General features: G+C 72.7%; 13 protein-coding genes. 10 read left to right on the top strand and 3 right to left on the bottom strand.

Annotated features, from left to right (window positions below; genetic code table 11):
* Positions 1 to 9: 9 nt before the first annotated feature.
* The 8 genes from ACIP4X_RS25425 to galE all read left to right on the top strand — a co-directional run bounded on the left by ACIP4X_RS25425 (position 10) and on the right by galE (position 12,709).
* Positions 10 to 4,071, top strand: a complete 4,062-nt coding sequence (locus ACIP4X_RS25425; protein WP_401350897.1) for an FHA domain-containing protein — start codon at positions 10 to 12, stop codon at positions 4,069 to 4,071.
* Positions 4,072 to 4,429: 358 nt separating this feature from the next.
* Positions 4,430 to 5,821, top strand: a complete 1,392-nt coding sequence (locus ACIP4X_RS25420) for an ABC transporter substrate-binding protein (protein WP_401350773.1) — start codon at positions 4,430 to 4,432, stop codon at positions 5,819 to 5,821.
* A 7-nt stretch (positions 5,822 to 5,828) separates the two neighbouring features.
* A complete protein-coding gene (locus tag ACIP4X_RS25415) occupies positions 5,829 to 7,172 on the top strand; it encodes a sugar ABC transporter permease (RefSeq protein WP_358728057.1) in 1,344 nt (447 codons plus the stop codon).
* The gene (locus tag ACIP4X_RS25410; RefSeq protein ID WP_358728055.1) at positions 7,169 to 8,080 is read left to right on the top strand and encodes a carbohydrate ABC transporter permease; all 912 of its coding nucleotides are present in this window, start codon (positions 7,169 to 7,171) and stop codon (positions 8,078 to 8,080) included. Before ACIP4X_RS25415 ends, ACIP4X_RS25410 begins: the two co-directional genes overlap by 4 nt.
* A gap of 208 nt (positions 8,081 to 8,288) precedes the next feature.
* A complete protein-coding gene (locus ACIP4X_RS25405; protein ID WP_401350771.1) occupies positions 8,289 to 8,735 on the top strand; it encodes a CDP-glycerol glycerophosphotransferase family protein in 447 nt (148 codons plus the stop codon).
* On the top strand, positions 8,735 to 10,024 hold the full coding sequence (locus ACIP4X_RS25400; RefSeq protein WP_358728053.1) for a glycosyltransferase 87 family protein: 1,290 nt from the start codon (positions 8,735 to 8,737) through the stop codon (positions 10,022 to 10,024). The genes ACIP4X_RS25405 and ACIP4X_RS25400 overlap by 1 nt, the downstream gene beginning before the upstream one ends.
* 44 nt (positions 10,025 to 10,068) lie before the next feature.
* Positions 10,069 to 11,679 (top strand): glycosyltransferase, encoded by a 1,611-nt coding sequence (locus ACIP4X_RS25395; RefSeq protein ID WP_391458142.1) that lies wholly within the window; start codon positions 10,069 to 10,071, stop codon positions 11,677 to 11,679.
* 58 nt (positions 11,680 to 11,737) lie between these two features.
* Positions 11,738 to 12,709 carry a UDP-glucose 4-epimerase GalE gene (gene galE, locus ACIP4X_RS25390; RefSeq protein ID WP_358728051.1) on the top strand — a complete coding sequence of 324 codons (972 nt, stop codon included), beginning with the start codon at positions 11,738 to 11,740 and terminating at the stop codon, positions 12,707 to 12,709.
* Positions 12,710 to 12,784: 75 nt separating this feature from the next.
* On the opposite strand, the gene ACIP4X_RS25385 is transcribed toward galE, so the two are convergent.
* Positions 12,785 to 13,423: a TetR/AcrR family transcriptional regulator gene (locus ACIP4X_RS25385; RefSeq protein ID WP_358728050.1), complete on the bottom strand. Its 639-nt coding sequence runs from the start codon at positions 13,421 to 13,423 to the stop codon at positions 12,785 to 12,787.
* Positions 13,424 to 13,593: 170 nt separating this feature from the next.
* Between ACIP4X_RS25385 and ACIP4X_RS25380 the strand changes: the two genes are divergently transcribed.
* Both ACIP4X_RS25380 and ACIP4X_RS25375 read left to right on the top strand, forming a co-directional pair.
* Positions 13,594 to 14,508, top strand: coding sequence for an ABC transporter permease (locus ACIP4X_RS25380; RefSeq protein ID WP_358728049.1), 915 nt, complete (start codon positions 13,594 to 13,596; stop codon positions 14,506 to 14,508).
* Positions 14,501 to 15,310: an ABC transporter ATP-binding protein gene (locus ACIP4X_RS25375; protein WP_358728047.1), complete on the top strand. Its 810-nt coding sequence runs from the start codon at positions 14,501 to 14,503 to the stop codon at positions 15,308 to 15,310. The genes ACIP4X_RS25380 and ACIP4X_RS25375 overlap by 8 nt, the downstream gene beginning before the upstream one ends.
* Positions 15,311 to 15,350: 40 nt before the next feature.
* Here ACIP4X_RS25375 and ACIP4X_RS25370 read toward each other — a convergent pair whose 3' ends face one another.
* Both ACIP4X_RS25370 and ACIP4X_RS25365 read right to left on the bottom strand, forming a co-directional pair.
* On the bottom strand, positions 15,351 to 16,865 hold the full coding sequence (locus tag ACIP4X_RS25370; protein WP_401350768.1) for a hypothetical protein: 1,515 nt from the start codon (positions 16,863 to 16,865) through the stop codon (positions 15,351 to 15,353).
* A gap of 240 nt (positions 16,866 to 17,105) precedes the next feature.
* Positions 17,106 to 22,040: an NAD-glutamate dehydrogenase domain-containing protein gene (locus ACIP4X_RS25365; RefSeq protein ID WP_391457848.1), complete on the bottom strand. Its 4,935-nt coding sequence runs from the start codon at positions 22,038 to 22,040 to the stop codon at positions 17,106 to 17,108.
* Between the last annotated feature and the right edge of the window lie 277 nt (positions 22,041 to 22,317).

Raw genomic sequence — 22,317 nt, 5'->3', positions numbered from 1 at the left:
CTGACGGCGATGCAGATCCGGCTGACCGTCGTAGATCCGCTGGGCCCGCCCTCCCCCACGGTCTCGGCCTCGCAGGAGCGGGGCGGCCCCCCACCGGCGCGCGGCCGAGCGGCGAGCTGCGACGTACTGGTCACGGCGCCCGCCGGCACCGCCCTGGCCGCGGTGGCGGCGTCACTGGCCGCGGCGGTCTGCGGCGAGGGGACCTCGGCGTCCGAGCGTGGCGGCCGGGAGCGTGGCGCGTCCGGCGGCCGGGAGCCGGGAGCGGGACCCGTGGTGCTGTACTCGGGCGCGGAGCGGCTGGACGCCCAGCGCTGCACGCTCGGCGAGCCCCCGCTGCTCGACGGCGCGGTGCTGTCCCTCGGCGCCCCCGCCGACCCCGAGCCCCACCCCGAGCTCGACGACGCGCCGACCCAGCTGCACGTGGTCGCGGGTCCTGACGCGGGCGGGGTGCACCTGCTGCACGGCGGGCAGATCACGGTGGGCCGATCCGCCGACGCGGACGTGCCGTTGGACGACCCCGACGTCTCGCGCGTGCACTGCGCGGTGACGGTCGCTCCCGACGGCGGCGTCTCGGTCGCCGACCTGGGCTCCACCAACGGCACGGTCCTTGGCGGCAGTCCCGTCGGATCCCGTCCGGTCCGCTTCGCGCCGGGAGCGCTGCTGCGCATCGGCGAGTCGGCCCTGCGCCTGACACCGGCCGCGGGTCCGGACGCCCGCGTACGGACGACACCCGACGGGGAGGGCCATGTGCGGCTCCCCGCCGAGAACACCCCCGCACCGGCCACCTCCACTCCCTCACACGCGCGCGTGCGGGACGGCGCGGGCGACGGCAGCGGTGCTCAGGCGGCGGCCACGCGCGCGTACGGCGACGCCGCGGGCCCGACCGTGACCCACCGGGGAACGTTCGCGCCGCACCCGCCGCACCCCCAGGCGCACGGGCCCGTCGACCCGACCGTGGTTCCCGCGCGGGCCGGCGCGCCCCGGATCGAGAACGGCCAGGGCCCGCACGGCTCGGCGCCGCCGCCCGTGCCCTTCGCCATCACGGCCGACGGCGGCACCGGCGTGCCGCAGGTCCTGCGGCGGCGCGGCGGACTCGGGGCGTGGGCGCGGCGGCTCACCGGCGGACGCGGCGAGCAGGCGTCCGACCGGCGGGGGACGTACGACGGCGGCGCGGCGGGCACGCGCGCGCAGGACGCGCCCGCGTGGTGCGCGGCGCCGCAGCAGCCGGACACCTGGCCGGACCCGGCGGCCCTGCTCCTCGCGGCGCTGGGCCCGGGGCCGCGGCTGTGGGAGCGCGGGCCGGGGCACCCGGAGGCGCTCACCGTGCGGCTCGGCACGGCCGACCGGCCGGCGCCCGACGGCTCGGGGCTGCTGCCCGCGGTCCCGGTCACCGCCGACCTGCGCGAGGTGGGGGCGCTCGGCCTGGCCGGACCGCGCGCCCGTCTGTCGGGGCTGGCCCGCGCGGTGCTCGCCCAGCTCGCCGCGGCGCACTCCCCGGACACCCTTGAGATCGTGCTGATCAGCGCCGACGGCGGCCGCCCGCTGGAGGAGCGCACCGCCGAGTGGTCCTGGCTCGGCTGGCTGCCCCACGTCCGCCCGGCCCACGGCCAGGACTGCCGCCTCCTGCTCGCCCACGACCGCGAGCAGGCCGCGGCCCGCACGGACGAACTCCTGCGGCGCGTCGAGGACCGCACGGCACACCACACGGACCACACCGCGGACCACCTGCGCGGCGAGCCCGCCTCCGGGACGGACGACGCGCAGTCCGGCGCGCCGCGGCCCGCCGGGACGCGGGACGGCGACCCGGCGGGCGAACGGGGCTTCGCGGGGCCGTACACGGTGGTGGTCGTGGACGGCGACCCCGGCGGCGCGGGGGCGCGCGAGGCGGTGGCACGCCTGGCGCACGACGGCCCGCGGGCCGGGATACACGTGCTGTGTCTCGCCGAGACGACGCCCGCCTCGCCCGCGTCCCCGGTGACGGACACCTACGAGTCGGCGTGCGCGGTGTCGCCGGGGTTCGGGGAGTGCGGGGCCGTCGCGCTGCTCAGCGGTGACGTGGCGACGGCGCTGCGGCTGATGCGGGTCGCGGGGCACCCGGCCGCGCCCCGGCCGGACGGCGGGGCCGAGCGGATCCGGCGGCACCCGGACGATCCCCTTCGCGCCCCGCGCGCGGGCGGGGCCTCCGGGGCACCGGCGGCACGGGCCCCGCACCGCGATCCCATACCCCCCGGCACCGTCGCCGTCGTCGACGCGGTGTCCCTGGCGTGGGCCGAGCGGTTCGCGCGGGCCCTGGCGCCCTTGCGGACGGACGGGCCCGCAGCGGACCGGCCGGCCCGGGTGTCGGCGCCGCTGCCCCTGTCGGCGCGGTTGCTCGACGAGTTGGGGCTGGCCCGGGCCACCCCGGCCTCGCTCCAGACCCGCTGGGCGGACGCGGCCGACGACACGGCGGCCCTGGGCGGGCGCGCCTGGACGATACTGGGCGCCGGTCCGCGCGGGCCGGTCTGCGCCGACCTCGCGGCGGACGGACCGCATCTGCTGATCGAGGGTCCGGCGGGCAGCGGCCGTACGGAACTGCTGCGGTCCGTCGTCGCCTCGCTCGCCTCCGCCGAGCGCCCCGACCGCCTCGGCATCGTGCTGGTGGACGGCCGGGACGGCACCGGCGCGGGCGGTGGACACGGGGACGGCCTGCGGGTCTGCACGGACGTGCCGCACGTGACCACCCACCTCACCGCCAACGACCCCGTGCGCATGCGGGAGTTCGCCCAGTCGCTGAGCGCCGAGCTGAAACGCCGGGCCGAGCTGGTGGGCCTCACGGACTTCACCGAGTGGCACACCCGCCGCGAGGTCTCCGGCCGCATCGCCCCCCAACGCACACCGGCCCCCTCCGGCCCGACCTCGGCCCACGCGGGCGCGGCCGACTCCCCCACCACCGGCACCCCGCAGCGAGCGACGACGCCCCGCGGCACGCACGAACCCGGCCACACCGCCGCGGGCACGGCTCTGCCCGGTCCGAGGACGAGCGACACCGGCACAACCGGCACAACCGGCACAACCGGCACCTCGCAGCAAGGGACAACGCCCCGCAGCACGTACGAGTCCAGCCGCACCGGCGCAGGCCCGGCCCTGCCCGGCCCGAGGACGACCGGCACCGGCACCTCGCAACAAGGGCCGACACCTCGCAGCACGTACGAGCCCGGCCACGGCGCAGGCCCGGCCCGCACGGTCCCGCACGGCACGAGGACAACCGGCGCGGACGCAGCCGACCCCCAGGCCACCGGCACCCCGCAGCGAGCGACAGCGCCCGGCCAGGCGGCCCCCGCGGACCCCACCGGCCCCGGCACGGCCCCCACGGCTCTGCCCGGCCCCAGGGCGACCGGCGTGGACGCGGTCCGGGCCGGGCAGCGTGCGGCGGCCGTTCACGGCGCGTTCCCGCCGGGGCACGCCGGCACGGGCCCGGCCGGACCGGGCGTCGGCGGTGCGGGAGACCTCGACAGCCCGCCCAGTTCGACGATGCGGCTGAGGCCCGGCGCCGCCCGCCGGCAGGCGGAGGCCGCGCCACCGCTGCCCCGGCTGGTGGTGGTCGTCGACGACCTCGACGCTCTGGTCTCCCCCTCGCTCGGTTCGCCCGGCCGGCCCTCGGCCGGGTCGGTCATCCGCGCGCTGGAGGCGGTGGCCCGCGAGGGCGAGCGCCTCGGCGTCCACCTGGTGGCGGCCACCACGCCCGGCGGCCGTACGGCGCAGACCGAACCCGCGCGCCGGGCCGCACTGCGGGTCACGCTGGACGCGCCGGCCCAGGGGCCGGACGAGCCGGCGCCCGGACGCGGCCGGCTGGCCTGTGCGGACGGCCGGGTGACGCCGTTCCAGGGCGGTCGCGTCACGGGCCGTATCCCCCGCACCGCGACCCAGCGCCCCACGGTCGTCCCCCTGGAGTGGCACCGCATGGGCGACCCGCCCGCCCGGCGCTCGGTACGGGAGTTGGGCAACGGGCCGACGGATCTGGCCCTGCTGGCAAGCGCGTTGGAGCGGGCGGCGCGGGAGGTGTCGGCGGCCCGCATTCCCTCGTTGCTTTGACGTGCTCCCTGGCCTGAAGTCCAGGAATTCCGGCCTGGGCCGGCTGGCCCTTCCGGGGGCTTCCTGCTTGAGATGCATTCATCCCCGGCGTGAACGCCGGGGCTTTCTGCACGCGTCCCGGTAACCGGGCCCCGTCGCCACCGGCAGCCCCGCCCCCGCCATCAACCCCGTCACCGCCATACGCCCCACGTCACCGGCCCCTCGTCACCGTGATCGGTATCTGACCCTGAGTCACGACGTGGTCACGATCGCCCGGTTGACACCGTGGGCGCCCTTGCCGACTCCCGGGCCCCGGCGTACACCAGAGCCCACGGGACAGCGCTCGGACGTTCGACGAGTAACGGAGAACGGGGCACTCATGCGCAGCACGAGCAGCACCATCCTCAGCCACAGGGCCGCCAGGACCGCCGCGGCCGTCGCCGCGGGAGCACTGGCCCTCTCCCTCACCGCGTGCGGCGGCGGAAGCGACGACAAGAAGAGCGGCGACGACCGGAGCGGCAGGGGCACGAAGCCCGGCGCCGCCGTCGCTCTGCCCAAACTGGACGGCGCGACGCTGGAGGTCGCCGCCGTCTGGACCGGCGGCGAGCAGAAGAACTTCAAGCAGGTCCTCGCCGAGTTCGAGAAACGCACCGGCGCCAAGGTCACCTTCGTCCCCGCCCAGGACCCGATCATCAACTTCCTCGGCTCCAAGGTCGCGGGCGGCCAGCCGCCGGACGTGGCGCTGCTGCCGCAGCCCGGTGCCATCAAGCAGGCCGTGGAAAAGAAGTGGGCCAAGCCCCTCGGTCCGGAGGCACAGGCGCAGCTCGCCAGGAACTACTCGCAGGGCTGGCAGGACATCGGCAAGGTCGACGGCACGCAGTACGGCGCCTACTACAAAGCCGCCAACAAGTCGCTGATCTGGTACAACGCCAAGGTCTTCGAGAACGCGGGCGCGAGCGAGCCGAAAACCTGGAAGGAACTGCTGAGCGCCGCGCAGCAGGTCTACGACTCGGGGGTCACCCCGTTCTCCGTGGGCGGCGCCGACGGCTGGACCCTCACCGACTGGTTCGAGAACGTCTACCTCTCGCAGGCGGGCCCGGAGAAGTACGACCAGCTCGCCCAGCACAAGATCAAGTGGACGGACCCGTCCGTCAAGGACGCGCTCACCACGCTCGCCCAGATCTGGTCCAGGAAGGACTACATCGCGGGCGGCCCGGACGGCGCGCTCCAGACCGAGTTCCCGGCCTCGGTGACCCAGACCTTCACCGGCGGCGACCAGCCGAAGGCCGGCATGGTCTACGAGGGCGACTTCGCCCAGGTCAACATCGGCGAGACCAAGGCCGAGGTGGGCACGGACGCGAAGGTGTTCCCGTTCCCGGCCGTGGGCCCCACCCCGCCGGTCGTCTCCGGCGGCGACGCGGCCGTGATCCTGAAGGACTCCAAGGCGGCCCAGGCCCTGGTCACCTTCCTGGCCTCGGCGGACGCGGCGACGATCCAGGCGAAGCTCGGCGGCTATCTGTCGCCGAACAAGAACGTGCCCGACTCGGCGTATCCGAACGCGGTCCAGCAGAAGATCGCCAAGGCGCTGATCGACTCGGGCGACGACTTCCGCTTCGACATGTCCGACCAGGCCCCGCAGGCCTTCGGCGGCACGCCGGGCAAGGGCGAGTGGAAGGAACTCCAGGACTTCCTGAAGAACCCGTCGGACGTCGCGGGCACCCAGGCGAGGCTGGAGAAGGACGCGGCGGCGGCGTACGGCGGCGGGAGCTGATCCGGCGATGACGCCGGCCACGGCGGCGGGAGCCCCGACGGGTCCCGCCGCGCCCCGTCGTCGCAAGAGCGTGACCGGCACCCGCAGGACCGTGGCGGCCCTCTTCCTGCTGCCCGCCCTGGTGCTGCTCGGCGCGCTCGTGGTCTACCCCATCGGGTACTCGGTCGTCCGCAGCTTCTACGACGCCTCCGGCGACGGATTCGCCGGATTCGACAACTACAAGGCCCTGTTCACCGACGACGGCATCCGCACCGCGCTGAAGAACAACATCATCTGGGTGGTGTTCGCGCCGGCGGTCGCCACCGCGCTCGGCCTGGTCTTCGCGGTGCTGACCGAACGGGTGCGCTGGGGAACGGCGTTCAAGCTGGTCGTCTTCATGCCGATGGCGATCTCCATGCTGGCGGCCGGGATCATCTTCCGGCTGGTGTACGACCAGGACCCGGACCGGGGCGTAGCCAACGCGGTGTGGGTCGGTGTGCACGACACCTTCGCGCAGTCCTCGGCGTTCCCGAAGGCCCACCCGGGCCGCGACTCGCCGCTGCGGCCGGACCGGGGCGGCTTCATCACCTCGGCCACGGTACGCACCGGCGAGTGGGTGGCCCTGCCCCTCGTCGGCGTCGCCCCCGACCAGATGCCCAAGAGTGCGAAGAGGGCCGTACAGGCCGAGCCGGAGGCCGGGAGGATCACCGGCACCGCCTGGCAGGACTTCACACGCGGCAAGGGCGTCGGGAGGCTCGGCGCGGTCGACCCGTCGGAGTTCGGCTACGCCGGGATGCGCATCGAGGCGGTCAGGGACGGCAGGGTGGTCGCGTCGACGAAGGCCGCCGACGACGGCACGTTCACCCTGCCCGCCGAGGCGGACGGCGCTCGACTGCGGCTCCCGGCGGGCAACTTCAAGGCGCCGTACAACGGCGTGGACTGGCTGGGCCCGACCCTGGTGACCCCGGCCATCATCGGGGCGTACGTGTGGATGTGGGCCGGGTTCGCGATGGTGCTGATCGCCGCCGGGCTCGCGGGCGTGCCCAGGGAGCTGCTGGAGGCGGCCCGGGTCGACGGCGCCAACGAGTGGCAGGTGTTCCGCAGGGTCACGGTGCCGCTGCTGGCGCCCGTGCTCGCGGTCGTCGTGGTCACCCTGATGATCAACGTGCTGAAGATCTTCGACCTGGTCTTCATCATCGCCCCGGGATCCTCCCAGGACGACGCCAACGTGCTGGCCCTGGAGCTGTACCGCAAGGGCTTCTCGGAGGGGCAACCCGGCATCGCCAGCGCCATCGCGGTGTTCCTGCTGCTGCTGGTCGTCCCGGTGATGCTGTTCAACATGCGGCGGCTGCGGCGGGAGGTGCGGCGATGACGGCGCAGGCCGAGAGCCCGGCGAGGACGGCGCCCGGTCCCGGGGCCGTGACGGCACAGCGGTCCCTCGGGTCGCGGCTGGCGGAGGCCGCCGGCGGCGGAGCGGTGCGCGTCTTCCTGATCGTGGTGGGCCTGTTCTGGCTGGTCCCCACGATCGGCCTGCTGCTGTCGTCGCTGCGCGCGCCCGAGGACATGAGCGCGAGCGGCTGGTGGACGGTCTTCAGCAAGCCCGCGCAGCTCACCTTCGGCAGTTACCGGAAACTGCTGGCGAACGGTGACATCACCGACTCCCTGGTGAACACCGTGCTGATCACCGTGCCGGCGACGCTCCTGGTGGTCCTCGTCGGCTCGCTGGCGGGCTACGCCTTCGCGTGGATGGAGTTCCCCGGCCGGGACTGGTGGTTCCTGGCCGTGGTCGGACTGCTGGTCGTGCCGGTGCAGGTCGCGCTGATCCCGATCGCCGAACTGTTCGGCAGGCTCGGCCTGTTCGGCACGATCTTCGGGGTGATCCTCTTCCACACGGGCTACGGCCTGCCGTTCGCGGTGTTCCTGCTGCGGAACTTCTTCGCGGAGATCCCCCGCGAACTGCTGGAGGCGGCCCGCCTCGACGGCGCCGGTGAACTGCGGCTGTTCGCCCGCGTGGTGATGCCGCTCGGCGGGCCCGCGATCGCGAGCCTCGGCATCTTCCAGTTCCTGTGGGTGTGGAACGACATGCTGGTCGCGCTGGTGTTCACCAAGTCCGGTACGCAGCCGATCACGGTCGCCCTCCAGACGCAGGTACGCCAGTTCGGCAACAACATCGACGTTCTGGCGCCCGGGGCGTTCATCTCCATGGTGATCCCGCTGGCCGTGTTCTTCGCCTTCCAGCGCCAGTTCGTCTCCGGCGTGATGGCGGGCGCGGTCAAGTAGCCGCATTGGAGCGGGACTTGGGGGCGGGCAGGCACCGGCCCGCCCCCGGTCCGATGCCCGCTCGCAACCGTGCCGCAACCCGCCGGTCGGCGGGCCGTCACCCGGAGCCTTTGAACACCGTTTGCTCTTTTGGGAGTCCGTATGCACGCAGCGGACCGAATCAACAACCGCCGAACCGCCGAGCCATGTATCGCGCACCTAAGAGGAGTTGGCGCGGCTGTTCACCTCCGGCGACTGGCGGGACGCCGAGTCGGCGCGGCTGCGGACCGGCCTCCGGGAGCGCTTCTGCGAGTTCGACGACGGCTGGGCGGCCGAGCGGGTGGTGCGGACCCTGATCCTCGGCGACACGGAGTGGACACCGGATCCGGCGGCGGCGCCCGCGGCCTCCGGAAAGGTCGCCCACCTGCCCGCCCAGGCCTCCGGCCGCGATCGAACGGCTGATCGTGACGGCCTGGCTGCTGCCGGTGGTGGGGGTGCCGCTGCTGCTGGAGCGTGTGGCGCTCCGGCCCGCGGCGGACGTCCCCGGCCCTCGTCCCCTCCCGGTGAGCCCGGTGAGGGCGCCGGGGCCGGTTTGGTCCACTTGGCAGGCTCTTACCGACGACGAGCCGCGTATCAGCACATATACGGCTTTCCATCGGATTACGATCCGCCGTGATGAGTGCGTTCCAGAGCGTGACGCGGCGTCTTCCCGCGCGTCCGTCGACGAGACACCGCCTCCTCGGCCTGACGGCCGCCTGGCTCCTCACGCGCGCCCTGATGCTGTGGCTGCTCGCCCACAACGGACTGCCTCTGCTCGGCCGTGGCTCGGTGGCGCGCGAGGTGTGGAAGCTGTACCAGCACTGGTACGTCCTGCTGTCCCACGGCGCGTTCCCTGCGCACGACACGCTGTGGCAGTACCCGCCGGGCGCCGGTCCGGTGCTGCTGTCGCCCGCGCTGCTGCCGGGCCTGACCTACTTCCAGGCGTTCGTGGTGCTCACCCTCGCCGTCGACGCGCTGGTCACGCTGGCGCTGGCGCACGCGGGCACCCGGCCGGGCCGCAGCCTGCGCGGGGCCGGCTACTGGACGCTGGGCCTGCCCCTGCTGCTGCACGTCCCGCTGGCCCGCTACGACATCCAGGCGACCGCCCTGGCCGTGCTGTCCCTGCTGACCCTGTCGCGCTCCCCGCGCGCGTGCGGCGCACTCGCCGCGCTGGGCGCCCTGGTGAAGGTGTGGCCGGTCCTGGCGCTGCTCGGACTTCCCCGGGGCCGTCCGACCCGCTCGGCGTGGACCTGGGCGGCCGCCACCGGCGCCGTCGCGCTGACCGTCCTCGCCGCCCTGTTCAGGAACCCGCTCGCCTTCGCACGCCAGCAGGGCGGCCGGGGCGTGCAGATCGAGTCGTTCGGCGGCACCGCGCTCGCGCTGGCCCGGCACGCCGGCTGGCCGGGCCGGGTGCGCTACCGGTACGGGGCCCTGGAGTTCACCGGACCGTACGTCTCCACCGTCGCGCATCTCTCGCTGGCCCTGTCGGCGAGCGCCTTCGGGCTGCTGGTGCTGTGGCGGATCCGGGCCCGGCACTGGACGCCCGCGACCCCGTACGACGCCGCGCTGAGCGCCGTGCTGCTGTTCACCGTGACCAGCCGGGTGATCAGCCCGCAGTACATGGTGTGGCTGCTCGGCCTCGCGGCGGTGTGCCTGACGTCACCGCTGACCACGCAGCGCCCGGCCGCCGCGCTGATCGCACTGGCGAGCCCGGTCAGCGTGATCGCCTATCCCGCGCTGTACCACCAGGTCGTGGCCTGCACGTGGACAGGTTGCGCGCTCATGGTCACGCGCAACGGTCTGCTGGCCGCCGCCGCGCTATTCTCTTTCGCCCGGTTGTGGCGATCGACGAAATGGATGACGCGGGAAGGGGAACCCGAACCGGGCCCACACCGTCTTCCCCATGGGACGCTAAGTCCCTCTTAACGGGAGATTACCGACCGCCCCTACTATTCCCGCCCGTGGACTTCATGCCTCTGCAGCCCCAGTCAGTCGACGTCAGCGTTGTCGTGATCGGTTACAACGACGCCGCCCACATAACCGACGCCGTGCGCTCGGCACTAGCGCAGGGCCCCGTCAGCGAGGTCGTCGCCGTCGACGACTGCTCGACCGACGGCACCTCCGAGCTGCTCGACCGGCTGGCCGCGGCCGAACCGAGAGTGCGGGTGATCAGGCGCGAGGAGAACAGCGGCGGCTGCGGCACCCCGCGCAACACCGGCATCGACGCGGTCACGACGCCGTACGTGATGTTCCTCGACAGTGACGACGTACTCCCGCCGGGCGCGGTGGACGCGCTGCTCGCCGCCGCCCGGGAGGAGCAGGCCGAGGTCGTCAGCGGCCTGTGCGTGCGCCGTGAGCTGCCCTCGGGGCGCGAAGTGCCGTGGCAGGGCAAGCTGTACGCCGAGGGCGCCGTCCTCGCGCGCCCCGCGCACCACCCGCGCCTCGTGCACGACACCCTGTGCGTCAACAAGCTGTACCGCACCGACTTCCTGCGCGAGCACGCGATCCGCTTCCCCGAAGGGCGCTTCCCCTACGAGGACATCGTGTTCACCGCGCGCGTGCTGGCCGCCGGGCCGCGCATGGCCCTCATCCCGGACCAGGTCTACGTGTGGAACGTACGCCGGTCCGCCGGACGGCTGTCGATCTCGCTGGACCGCGCGGACATCGAGAACTGGCAGGCGCGCACCGAGGCCGGCCGGACGGCGTACGACATCCTGCTGAGCGCCGGTCAGAAGGAGCTCGCGCGGGCGGCCCGCGCCAAGTTCCTCGACCACGAACTGCGCATGTACGCGCGTGAGCTGGGCCTGCGCGACGCGGAGTACCGGCGCGCGTGGTGGGCCCACACGCGGAAGTATCTCGGCGAATACGACGCGGCCGACTGGGCTGTCAACCCGACGGCCTCCGGACGCCTCCTCGGACGAGTGATTCTCGCGTCGCCCGAGCCGCGGGATCTCGCGCGTCTGAAGGAGTTCGCCGCCCGCCCGTCCCGGCTGTGCCCGCCCTACGCCCGGGACAAGGACGGCACCCCCGTCTGGGCGGACGATCTTCCCCAGATCAGCCTGGAACCCTACCTGGTCCGGCCGATCCACGTCCTGCCGCTGGCCGTGGACGCGGAACTGCACCCCCACGCGGGCACCAGCCTGCTGCGCCTTCGCCTGCACGACCTGTACGGCAGGGTGGCGTCCGCCGGGCCCGAGGTGCTGGAGGTGGAGTGGCGGCACCGTGAGGCGGGACGCACGGTCCAGCACGCCGCCGTCCCGCTCACGCCGTCCGAGGACGGCACCTGGTCGGCCGAGACGGCCGTGGAGCTCGCAGGGCTGGGGGCCGGCACCTGGGACCTGCGGCTGCGGGTGCGCTTCACCGACGGCGCGAGCCGTGAGGTGACGGCGCACGCGCGCACGGGCGCGGGTCTGCTGCGCCGCAGTGTCGTACCGAGCGTGCGCTACGGCGTCCTGCTGGTCCAGCCCTACGCCACGCACTCCGGCGCGCTGGCGCTGCGGCTGGCGGCGGGACTGAGCGGGATGACGTCCGTGCTGCGGGGCAGGCTGCGCCGTCTGCTCCACCGGACCGCGCCCCGGTGAGCGTGCCACGATCCGCATACTCACCCCGACCTGGGCCAACTGACGAGGAGACGCCCGCATGACCTGGCTGATCACCGGCGGCGCCGGCTACATCGGAGCGCACGTCGTCCACGCGATGACGGAGGCGGGCGAGCGGGCGGTGGTGTACGACGACCTGTCCACCGGCTTCGCCGAGCGCGTCCCGCGGGGCGTCCCGCTGGTGGAGGGCTCCACGCTGGACGGCGACCGGGTGGCGCGCGCCCTCGCCGAGCACGAGGTGACCGGTGTCGTCCACCTGGCGGCGAAGAAGCAGGTGGGCGAGTCGGTGGAGCAGCCCCTGCTCTACTACCGGCACAACGTCGAGGGCCTGCGGATCCTGCTGGAGGCGGTGACGGCGGCCGGGGTCGGTTCCTTCGTGTTCTCCTCCTCGGCGGCCGTGTACGGCATGCCCGATGTGGACCTGGTGACGGAGGAGACGCCGTGCGTGCCGATGTCGCCGTACGGCGAGACGAAGCTGGCCGGCGAGTGGCTGGTGCGCGCGACCGGCCGGGCGACGGGACTGTCGACGGCGTCCCTGCGGTACTTCAACGTGGCGGGCGCGGCGAACCCGGGGCTGGCCGACGTCGGGGTCTTCAACCTGGTCCCGATGGTCTTCGAACGGCTGACCGAGGACAAGCCCCCGCTCGTCTTCGGGGACGACTACCCCACGCCGGACGGCACCTGCATCCGTGACTACATCCACGTGGCGGACCTCGCGGAGGCCCACGTGGCCGCGGCGCGCGCCCTGCGCTCCTCCCCGGGCCGCGACCTCACGCTGAACATCGGCCGCGGGGAGGGGGTCTCGGTGCGCGAGATGATCGACACGATCAACGCCGTCACCGGCTACGACAGGCCTCCGACGGTCGTCCCCCGCCGCCCCGGCGACCCCGCCCGCGTGGTCGCCTCCGCCGACCGCATCACCATGGAACTCGGCTGGAAGGCCCGCCGCGACCTCCGCGACATGATCAGCACGGCCTGGCAGGGCTGGCTCCACCACCACCCCCGGTCCTGACCCCGCCTGCAGGGACGCCACCGGGTCCGCCTCGCCCGCGGACCCGGTGGCGTTCTTGCCCGCGGGGCCCCGCGGTCAGAGGGCCTTGAGCGCCTCGGCCGTGCCGTGGGTGAGGGCGGCCAGGTAGCCCTTGGGGAGCTTCGGCGTGCGGATGACGACCGCGCGCCAGTACAGCGGGCCCGAGATCAGGTCGAGGGCCAGGTCCCGGTCCAGACCGGGGCTGATCTCGCCGCGGCGCTCGGCCGCCGCCAGGATGCTGCTGGCCACGCTCTCCTGGCCGTCGCGCAGCGCCTTCTGCATGGCCTCGGCGATGTCCGGATTGCGGGCCGCCTCCGCCTGGAGGTCGGGGATGATCTGCGAGGCGATGGGGTGGCGCAGGGCCCGGGAGGTCACCTCGTACAGCAGCCGCAGATCGCCCTCCAGGGAGCCGGTGTCCGGCGCGGGCAGGCCCTGCACGGCGAGCGCCGAGACGATGTCCAGCACCAGATGCAGCTTGGAACGCCACCGGCGGTAGACGGCCGTCTTGCCGACGCCCGCGCGCCGCGCGATCCCCTCGATGGACATCCGCGCGTAGCCGACGGACGCCAGTTCCTCGAAGACCGCCGCGCGGATCGCCTCCGTCACGTCCTCGCGGAGCACGGCCGCTCCGGCGGGGACCCGGCGGCGGGGGCGCGTCTGGGGCTCGTCGGCGTTCGTCGTCATGGGGCCAAGCATAGGGCGTTACGACGAAACGGTTGCGTTGCGGCGTGCCTTCGCCGTACGCTCGCGTTGCGACGATACGGTCCCGTTCCGACGTAAGAAAACATGAAGAGAAGCGTAAGGAAACGATCGACGACCCGGAGCCGGACCCCCGCACCACCTCCCCCCGAGCGAAAGCAGCGGATGTGAGCCAGGTCCTCCACACACCGCCCCACACACCGGCCGCGGCCGAGCACCCCCTCTCGGCGCTCGCCGTCCGCCACGGCCTGTCGGTCAGCGGCGCCCGTCCCTCCGTGCCCGAGTACGTCCGCCAGCTCTGGGCGCGGCGCCACTTCATCAGCGCCTTCGCCACCGCCAAGCTCACCTCCCAGTACAGCCAGGCGAAGCTGGGCCAGATCTGGCAGGTCGCCACCCCCCTCCTGAACGCGGCGGTGTACTACTTCATCTTCGGCATCCTCCTGGGCACCAGCCGGGGCGTGGCCGACTACATCCCGTTCCTGGTGACGGGCGTGTTCATCTGGACGTTCACCCAGAACTCGATCATGGCGGGCACCCGGGCGATCTCCGGCAACCTCGGCCTGGTGCGGGCCCTGCACTTCCCGCGCGCCGCGCTGCCGGTCTCCTTCGCGCTGCAGCAGCTCCAGCAACTGCTGTTCTCGATGGTCGCCCTCGTGATGATCCTGTTCTGCTTCGGCATGGTGCCCTCCATGTCGTGGGCGCTGGCCGTCCCGGTGCTGCTGCTCCAGTTCGTGTTCAACGCCGGTGTCTCCATGATCATGGCCCGGATGGGCGCCAAGACCCCGGACATCGCCCAGCTGATGCCGTTCCTCCTGCGCACCTGGATGTACGTCTCCGGCGTGATGTGGAGCATCGACAAGGTCCTGGACCGCAGCCACATGCCGCACGTGCTGAAGGTGCTGCTGCAGTCCAACCCGGCCGCCGTCTACATCGACCTGATGCGCTTCGCGCTGATCGACAGCTTCAAGGCCCACCAGCTCCCCCACCATGTGTGGGCCTTCGCGCTGGGCTGGGCCCTGCTCGCCGGGGTCGGCGGCTTCATCTACTTCTGGAAGGCTGAGGAGACGTACGGTCGTGGCTGAGCTGAACACCGACAAGGTCCCCACCGTCGTCGTCGACGGCGTCGACATCGTCTACCGGGTCAACGGCACCGGCTCCGGCCGGGGCTCCGCGACCGCCGCACTCAACCGCATCCTGCGCCGCGAGAAGGCGGAGAAGGCGGCCGGCGTACGCCGGGTGCACGCGGTCAAGAACGTCTCGTTCGTCGCCTACAAGGGCGAGGCGATCGGCCTGATCGGCACCAACGGCTCCGGCAAGTCCACGCTGCTCAAGGCGGTCGCCGGACTGCTGCCCGTGGAGAACGGCAGGATCTACACCGACGGACAGCCCTCGCTGCTCGGCGTGAACGCGGCGCTGATGAACGACCTGACCGGTGAACGCAACGTCCTCCTCGGCGGACTGGCCATGGGCATGTCCCGCGAGGAGATCAGGGAGCGCTACCAGGACATCGTCGACTTCTCCGGCATCAACGAGAAGGGCGACTTCATCACGCTCCCGATGCGCACCTACTCCTCCGGCATGGCCGCCCGGCTGCGCTTCTCCATCGCCGCCGCCAAGGACCACGACGTCCTGCTGATCGACGAGGCACTGGCCACCGGTGACCGCTCCTTCCAGCAGCGCTCGGAGAAGCGGATCCGCGAGCTGCGCACCCAGGCCGGCACCGTGTTCCTGGTCAGCCACAGCAACTCCTCCATCCGCGACACCTGCGAGCGCGTCCTGTGGCTGGAACGCGGCGAACTGCGCATGGACGGCCCCACCGAGGAGGTCCTCGAGGCCTACGAGGCCTTCACGGGCGGCTCCGCCAAGAAGAAGGCCAAGCGGTAGTCCCTCACCTCCGACGCCTTCGGCGCCCTCGGCGGACCGGTCAGGGCCTCACCGCGTACAGGATCTGGCCGCCCGGACCGCGGGTCACCACCCGCAGTTCGGGGTCGCGGCGGGGCGTGCTCCGGTCCACGACCCAGCGCACGTCGTAGGTGCGCAGGATCTCCCGGCGTACGCCCTCCGGCGTGCGGCGCGTGTAGTAGAGCCGCACCGCCCACTCCCGCCGCGACTCGTCCGGCAGGAAGAAGTCCGGGTAGCCGGGGGCGACGGTGTAGGGGCCGTAGGCCGGGATCAGCCGGGAGGGCAGGTCGCGGGCCATGACCACATCCCCGTACTTCACGTACGGCGTGATCCAGTAGTACCCGTCCCACGTCCGGGTGTACCCGGCCGACAGCACGTCCGGCAGCGCCTCGCGCCCGAACACGTACCCGAGCACGCCCGCCTGGGTCCACGCGCCCACGGCCAGCGCGCCGCCCAGCACCCACGCCCAGCGGATCCGCACGGTCCGCGGGCCGCCGCGCACCACCTCCAGCGCGGCGGCGAGCTGCGCCGGGACGAGGGCGGCGGGCAGGGTACGGCCCCAGGCGTAGTGGCCGGTGGCGAAGCCCGCGGCGCACATCAGCGCGCCCAGCAGGAAGAAGACCACCAGCGGGTCGCGCCGGTCCCGCCGCCACCGCAGGACCAGCGCGGCCACTCCGAGCAGGGCCAGCCAGTAGCGGCCGAGGAACTGCTCGTAGAGCGCCCGGTGCACCTCCTCCAGATCGCCTCCGGCCGAGAACAGGGCGAAGAAGTCGTAGTACGGCCACAGCCACAGCACCAGCAGTCCCAGGGCGGCTCCGGCGCCGAGCCGCGGCCACAGGGCCCGCGGGGGCCGGGCCGCGAGCACCGCGGCGAGACCGCCGAGCGTGGCGACGACCCCGGTGAACTGATGGCACAGCAGGATCAGCGCCCACAGCACCCCGAGCCCCAGCCACACCCCCCACCCGGCCGCCACGCGCAGCGCCCGCGTGAGCCAAGCCCAGTAGTGGAAGGCGAGGCCGAGGGCGAACACGCTCGGGTACGACACCGTCAGCGCGAGGGAGTTGAGGGAGAGGAAGCCGCTCCAGTTGATGAGTTCCGTGCCCCACAGGAGCACCAGGCTCAGGGCGGCAAGGGCGGGCGCGGCCCGGTGCGCGCTCAGGGTCCTGACGTACCGCCAGACGCCCGTCGCGAGCAGTGTGAGCCCGGTGAGCGCGGCGAGCCGCAGCACCACGAACACCGACAGCCCGCCGGCCCGGGCGACGCACCCGAGCAGCACCATCCAGGGCGAGTAGTACGGGCTCGGGGTGTCGACGTCGACGAGCGGGTTGCCGGGGTGGAACAGGCTGTGGCGCAGCCGCTGGATGGTCGCCGCGTGCATGCCCAGGTCACCGGCCCAGGGCAGCCGGACGACCACCAGGAGCAGCAGGGCGACGAGGAACACGACGGCCGCGCGGGGCGCGAAGGCCCCTGCCGGGGCGGTGGACGGCCGGGCGACGGCCGCATCCGCTGACGGCGCCTCAGGCGGCGCGGCGCGCATGACGCAGGAGCCGGGTGCGACTGCCGGGGGAGTTCACGCGGCAACTTTATACGAATGATCCCGTTTGGCAGGAAAGGGGAATTTCGGCGGGCCGCGTTTCCTGGACGACGTCAGGATGACGGTGCCGACGACAGGAGGACGGCAGGGGCGGGAGCGTGGACGGCAAGCGTGGACGGCATGAGGGCGCCCCGGACCGGAAAGGTCCGGGGCGCCCTCGGGTACGGGTCGGCCTCCCGCGCGTTACGCGTGCGTGCGCAGCAGCGTGCGCATGGTCCGCATCGCCACCGACAGGTTGGCCAGGTCGAACGCGTCCGAGCTGCGGATCTCCTCGAGCGTGGCACGCGCCCGGGACAGGATCGCCCCGTTCTTCTGCTCCCACACCTTGAAGCGCTGCTCCGGCGTGGCGGTGCCGTTGCCCGCGGCCAGCACGTCCGCGGTCAGTGCCGCGTGTGCCGCGTACAGGTCCTCACGGATCGCCGCACGGGCCATGGACTGCCACCGGTCGGCGCGCGGCAGCTCGATGATGCGGTCCATCATCTGGGTGATGTGCAGGCGGTCGGCGAGGTCGTAGTACACCTCGGCGACGTCCATCGGGTCCTTGCCCATGCGGTCGGCCACCGAGACGATGTCGAGCGCCGGGAAGGCGGAGGAGAACCCGGCCACGCGCGTGGCCAGTTCGTCCGGGACGCCGGCGCCGCACAGCTCGTCGTAGACCTGCTGGTACCACTCCAGGTCCGCGCCCTTGAGCAGCTTGGGCAGCTCGGCCCACACCTGTCCGACCCGCTCGGAGAAGAACTCGACGGTCTCGGCGAGCTCCAGCGGCTGCGGCCGGTTGTTCAGCAGCCAGCGCGTGCCGCGCTCGACCAGTCGGCGCGAGTGCAGGCGGATACGGGTCTGGACGTCGGCCTCGACCTTGTTGTCCAGCGCCTCGACCGCGTCCCACACCGGGGCCGAGCGGAAGATCGTGCGGGCCACGGTCTGCGCCCTGACGATCTCCTCCAGCGACGCGCCGGTCTCCTCCCGCAGGCGGTGCAGATAGGTCGTACCGCCCGTGTTGACCGTGTCGTTGACCAGGACGGTCGTCGTGATCTCACGGCGCAGCGGGTGGTTGTCGATCCGCTCGGCGAACTGCTCGCGCAGCGGGGCCGGGAAGTAGGCGTGCAGCAGGCCGCGCAGGTACGGGTCGTCCGGCAGCGAGGTGTGCAGCAGCTCCTCGGCGACCGTGATCTTCGTGTACGCCAGCAGGACGGCCGTCTCCGGACCGGTCAGGCCGCTGCCCGCGGCCAGCCGCTCACGGATCTGCCGGTCGGTGGGCAGGAACTCCAGCGCCCGGTCCAGATGACCCTCGCGCACCAGGTGCTTCATGAAGCGCTGCTGGGCGTGGAGCATGTCCTTGGACTGGGCGAGCGCGTTGGCGATCGCGGTGTTCTGCGCGTAGTTGGTGCGCAGCACCAGGGCGCCGACCTCGTCGGTCATCTCGGCGAGCAGCTTGTTGCGCTGCTTGACGGTCATGTCGCCTTCCGCGACCAGGCCGTTGAGCAGGACCTTGATGTTCACCTCGTGGTCGGAGGTGTCCACACCGGCGCTGTTGTCGATGGCGTCGGTGTTGATCCGGGCGCCCTGCGTCGCGCACTCGATCCGGCCGAGCTGCGTGAAGCCGAGGTTGCCGCCCTCGCCGACGACCTGGACCCGCAGGTCGCGGCCGTCGACGCGGATGGCGTCGTTGGCCTTGTCGCCGACGTCGGCGTGGGACTCGGTGGACGCCTTGACGTAGGTGCCGATGCCGCCGTTCCACAGCAGGTCCACCGGGGCCTTGAGGATCACCCGCATCAGGTCGGCCGGGGTCAGCTTGGTGACACCGGCCTCGATGCCGAGGGCCTCGCGGATGTGCGCGTTGACCGGGATCGACTTGGCCGTACGGGGGAACACCCCGCCGCCGGCCGAGATCAGCTCGGCGTTGTAGTCCTCCCACGAGGAACGCGGCAGCTCGAACAGGCGGCGGCGCTCGGCGTAGGAGACGGCCGCGTCCGGCTCGGGGTCGATGAAGATGTGCCGGTGGTCGAAGGCGGCGACCAGGCGGATGTGCTCACTCAGCAGCATGCCGTTGCCGAACACGTCACCGGACATGTCGCCGATGCCGACGACCGTGAAGTCCTGGGTCTGGGTGTCCACGCCCAGCTCCCGGAAGTGCCGCTTGACGGACTCCCAGGCGCCGCGGGCGGTGATGCCCATGCCCTTGTGGTCGTAGCCCGCCGAGCCGCCGGAGGCGAAGGCGTCGCCGAGCCAGAAGTCGTACGACTCGGCGACCTCGTTGGCGATGTCCGAGAACCGCGCCGTGCCCTTGTCGGCGGCGACGACCAGGTAGGTGTCCTCACCGTCGTGGCGCACGACGTCCTGCGGGGGCACGACCTCGCCGGCGACCATGTTGTCGGTGATGTCGAGCAGCGCCGAGATGAAGGTCTTGTAGCTGGCGATGCCCTCCGCCATCCACGCGTCCCGGTCCACGCTCGGGTCGGGCAGCTGCTTGGCGACGAATCCGCCCTTGGCGCCGACCGGCACGATGACGGTGTTCTTCACCATCTGCGCCTTGACCAGGCCGAGGATCTCGGTGCGGAAGTCCTCGCGCCGGTCGGACCAGCGCAGACCACCGCGGGCGACCTTGCCGAAGCGCAGGTGCACGCCCTCCACCCGCGGCGAGTACACCCAGATCTCGTACGCCGGGCGCGGCGCCGGCAGGTCCGGGATGGCCTGCGGGTCGAACTTCATGGACACGTAGTCGTGCGGCCCGCCGCCCCGCGCCTCCTGGAAGAAGTTGGTGCGCAGGGTCGCCTTGATGACGGTGAGGAAGGACCGCAGGATCCGGTCCTCGTCGAGGGACGCCACCTGGTCGAGGGCCGCGTCGACCTCTTCCAGCAGGGCGTCCACGAGCTCGTGCCCGGCGCGCTGGCGCTCCGGCGACATCCGCGCCTCGAAGAGGGAGACCAGCAGCCGGGTGGTGTGGACGTTGTTGCGGAGGGTGTCCTCCATGTAGTCCTGGCTGAAGGTCGAGCCCGCCTGGCGCAGGTACTTGGCGTAGGCGCGCAGCACCATCGCCTGACGCCAGGTCAGCCCGGCGCCGAGCACCAGGGCGTTGAACCCGTCGATCTCCGCCTTGCCCGTCCAGGCGGCGGCGAAGGCGTCCTGGAAGCGCTCGCGGGCGTCGTCACCGAGGTGGTCGCCGGTGCCGACGGACTCCTTCGGCATCCGCAGACCGAAGTCGTACACCCACGCCGTCGTACGGTCCACGCAGCGCAGTTCGTAGGGCCGCTCGTCGGTGACCTCGACGCCGAGCCGGCTGAGCACCGGCAGAACGGCGGACAGGGAGACCGAGCCGCCCTTCTGGTAGATCTTGAACCGGCGCTCCCCGGCGGCGGCACCCACCGGCTCGTACAGGCTCAGCGCGAAGGTCTTGTCCTCGCCCAGCTGCTCGAGGTGGCACAGGTCGGCGACCGCGGCACGCGGGGTGTGGTCGGCCTTGTAGCCCTCGGGGAAGGCGCCCGAGTAGCGGCGCAGCAGCTCCGCCGCGCGCTCCTCGCCGAGTTCGGCGGTCAGCGTCTCGGAGAAGGCGTCCGTCCAGGAGCGGGCGGCCTCGACCAGGCGGGCCTCGATGCGCTCCTTGTCGCCGTCGGACAGCTCCGGCAGCTCGGTGCCCTGCGGCACCCGGACGACGAAGTGCAGCCGGGAGAGCACCGACTCGGTGTTCCAGGCCGTGAAGTCGACGCTGGTGCCGCCCAGCTCCTCCTTCAGGATGTCGATGATCCGCAGGCGGACGCCGGTGGTGTAGCGGTCGCGCGGGAGGTACACGAGGGCCGAGTAGTAACGGCCGTACTCGTCCTGGCGCAGGTACAGGCGCAGCCGGCGGCGCTCCTGGAGGTACAGCACGGAGGTCGCGATCGCCTGGAGCTCGGCGGGCGGGGTCTGGAAGAGCTCGTCGCGCGGGTACGTCTCCAGGATCTGGAGCAGATCGCGCCCGTCGTGGCTGTTGGGCGAGAAGCCCGCGAGCTCCAGGACCTCCTCGACCTTGCGGCGGATGACGGGCACCCGGCGCACGGACTCGGTGTAGGCGGCGGACGAGAACAGGCCGAGGAAACGGCGCTCGCCGACGACCTCGCCCTTGTCGTTGAACTTCTTGACACCCACGTAGTCCAGGTAGGACGGCCGGTGGACGGTGGCCCGGCTGTTGGCCTTGGTCAGCACCAGCAGCTTGTGCTCGCGCGCCTTGGCGCGGGCGTCGGCGGGCAGCCGCTCGAAGGACGGGCTGACCGGGTGGCTGTCGTCGCCGGCGTGCGGCGGGTCCGCGCGCAGTATGCCGAGACCGGTACCGGGGACGGCGGCCAGGGAGTCGTCGTCACGCAGCCGGTACTCGCGGTAGCCGAGGAAGGTGAAGTGGTCGTCGGACAGCCAGCGCAGCAGCTCGCGGGCTTCCTCGACCTCCTGCGCGCGCAGGTCGCCGGGGGCCGGCTCGCCGGGCAGGTCCTCGGCGAGGCTGGTCGCCGCCTGGCGCATCTTCTCCCAGTCCTCGACGGCCTCGCGGACGTCGGACAGCACGCGCAGCAGGTCAGCGGTGATCTGCTTGAGGTCCGCGCGGTCGGTCTCGCGGTCGGTCTCGACGTGGATCCAGGACTCGGTGTGCGCGTCGTGCGGCAGCTCCTCGCCGGGCGCCGCGCTGGGCAGCACCTCGATGAGCTTGCCGGTGACGTCACGGCGCACCACGAACTGCGGGTGGATCACCACGTGGATGCCGCGGCCCTGGCGGGTCAGCTCGTTCGTCACGGAGTCCACGAGGAAGGGCATGTCGTCGGTGACGACCTCGACGACGGAGTGGCTGCACGTCCAGCCGTTCTCCTCGACGGTCGGGGTGTGGACCCGGACGTTGGCCGTGCCCTGCGGGCGGCTCTCGGCCAGGCGGTAGTGGGAGTAGGCGGTGCCGAAGACGTCGACCGGGTCGCGGTCGGCGAGGTCCTCGGGGGCGGTGTGCAGGTAGAAGCGCTGGAGGAACGCGAGCACGGACTCCCGGTCCGGCATGCCCTCGCCCGTCGACCCGGTCGGGGCGTGTCCCCCGAGCGGACTGTTCTCAGCTACCCGGGCGGCCCTCTCGAGCAGCTCGGCCTTGGCTTCGTCCAGCTTGGTCTGCATTGTCCTCTGGCTCCTGTCGCGCGCCGTTGCGTGACGTAGAAGGAAGTACGGTCTCTTCCCCTCCGGCGTGACGCCGCGGCCCGGGATGTCCGGTGTGCTTCGACGCTATGCCGGAAAGTGAGATGAGCGGGGGGATATCAGTCATGTTCGACGCGTCCGACGGGTGTGACGCTGCTCTCCGCGGCGCCCGAACCCGTGGTTGACGCGGCGTCCCGGGGGCCGCCACGGCCCCTTCCCGCCCGCGAGGACCAGCGACCGCCGCCCGGACACGGATACG

It is taken from the genome of Streptomyces sp. NPDC088817, from assembly GCF_044750345.1.
GTDB lineage: Bacteria > Actinomycetota > Actinomycetes > Streptomycetales > Streptomycetaceae > Streptomyces.
Note: the sequence above shows the minus strand (reverse complement) of the source record. Positions and strands in the feature narration are given on the sequence as shown.

Excerpts from the sequence above, each read along its gene's own strand:
- ACIP4X_RS25425 (WP_401350897.1), top strand. The coding sequence starts at position 10 with ATGCAGATCCGGCTGACCGTCGTAGATCCGCTGGGCCCGCCCTCCCCC.
- ACIP4X_RS25420 (WP_401350773.1), top strand. The coding sequence starts at position 4,430 with ATGCGCAGCACGAGCAGCACCATCCTCAGCCACAGGGCCGCCAGGACC.
- ACIP4X_RS25415 (WP_358728057.1), top strand. The coding sequence starts at position 5,829 with ATGACGCCGGCCACGGCGGCGGGAGCCCCGACGGGTCCCGCCGCGCCC.
- ACIP4X_RS25410 (WP_358728055.1), top strand. The coding sequence starts at position 7,169 with ATGACGGCGCAGGCCGAGAGCCCGGCGAGGACGGCGCCCGGTCCCGGG.
- ACIP4X_RS25400 (WP_358728053.1), top strand. The coding sequence starts at position 8,735 with ATGAGTGCGTTCCAGAGCGTGACGCGGCGTCTTCCCGCGCGTCCGTCG.
- ACIP4X_RS25395 (WP_391458142.1), top strand. The coding sequence starts at position 10,069 with ATGCCTCTGCAGCCCCAGTCAGTCGACGTCAGCGTTGTCGTGATCGGT.
- galE (WP_358728051.1), top strand. The coding sequence starts at position 11,738 with ATGACCTGGCTGATCACCGGCGGCGCCGGCTACATCGGAGCGCACGTC.
- ACIP4X_RS25385 (WP_358728050.1), bottom strand. The coding sequence starts at position 13,423 with ATGCTTGGCCCCATGACGACGAACGCCGACGAGCCCCAGACGCGCCCC.
- ACIP4X_RS25370 (WP_401350768.1), bottom strand. The coding sequence starts at position 16,865 with ATGCGCGCCGCGCCGCCTGAGGCGCCGTCAGCGGATGCGGCCGTCGCC.
- ACIP4X_RS25365 (WP_391457848.1), bottom strand. The coding sequence starts at position 22,040 with ATGCAGACCAAGCTGGACGAAGCCAAGGCCGAGCTGCTCGAGAGGGCC.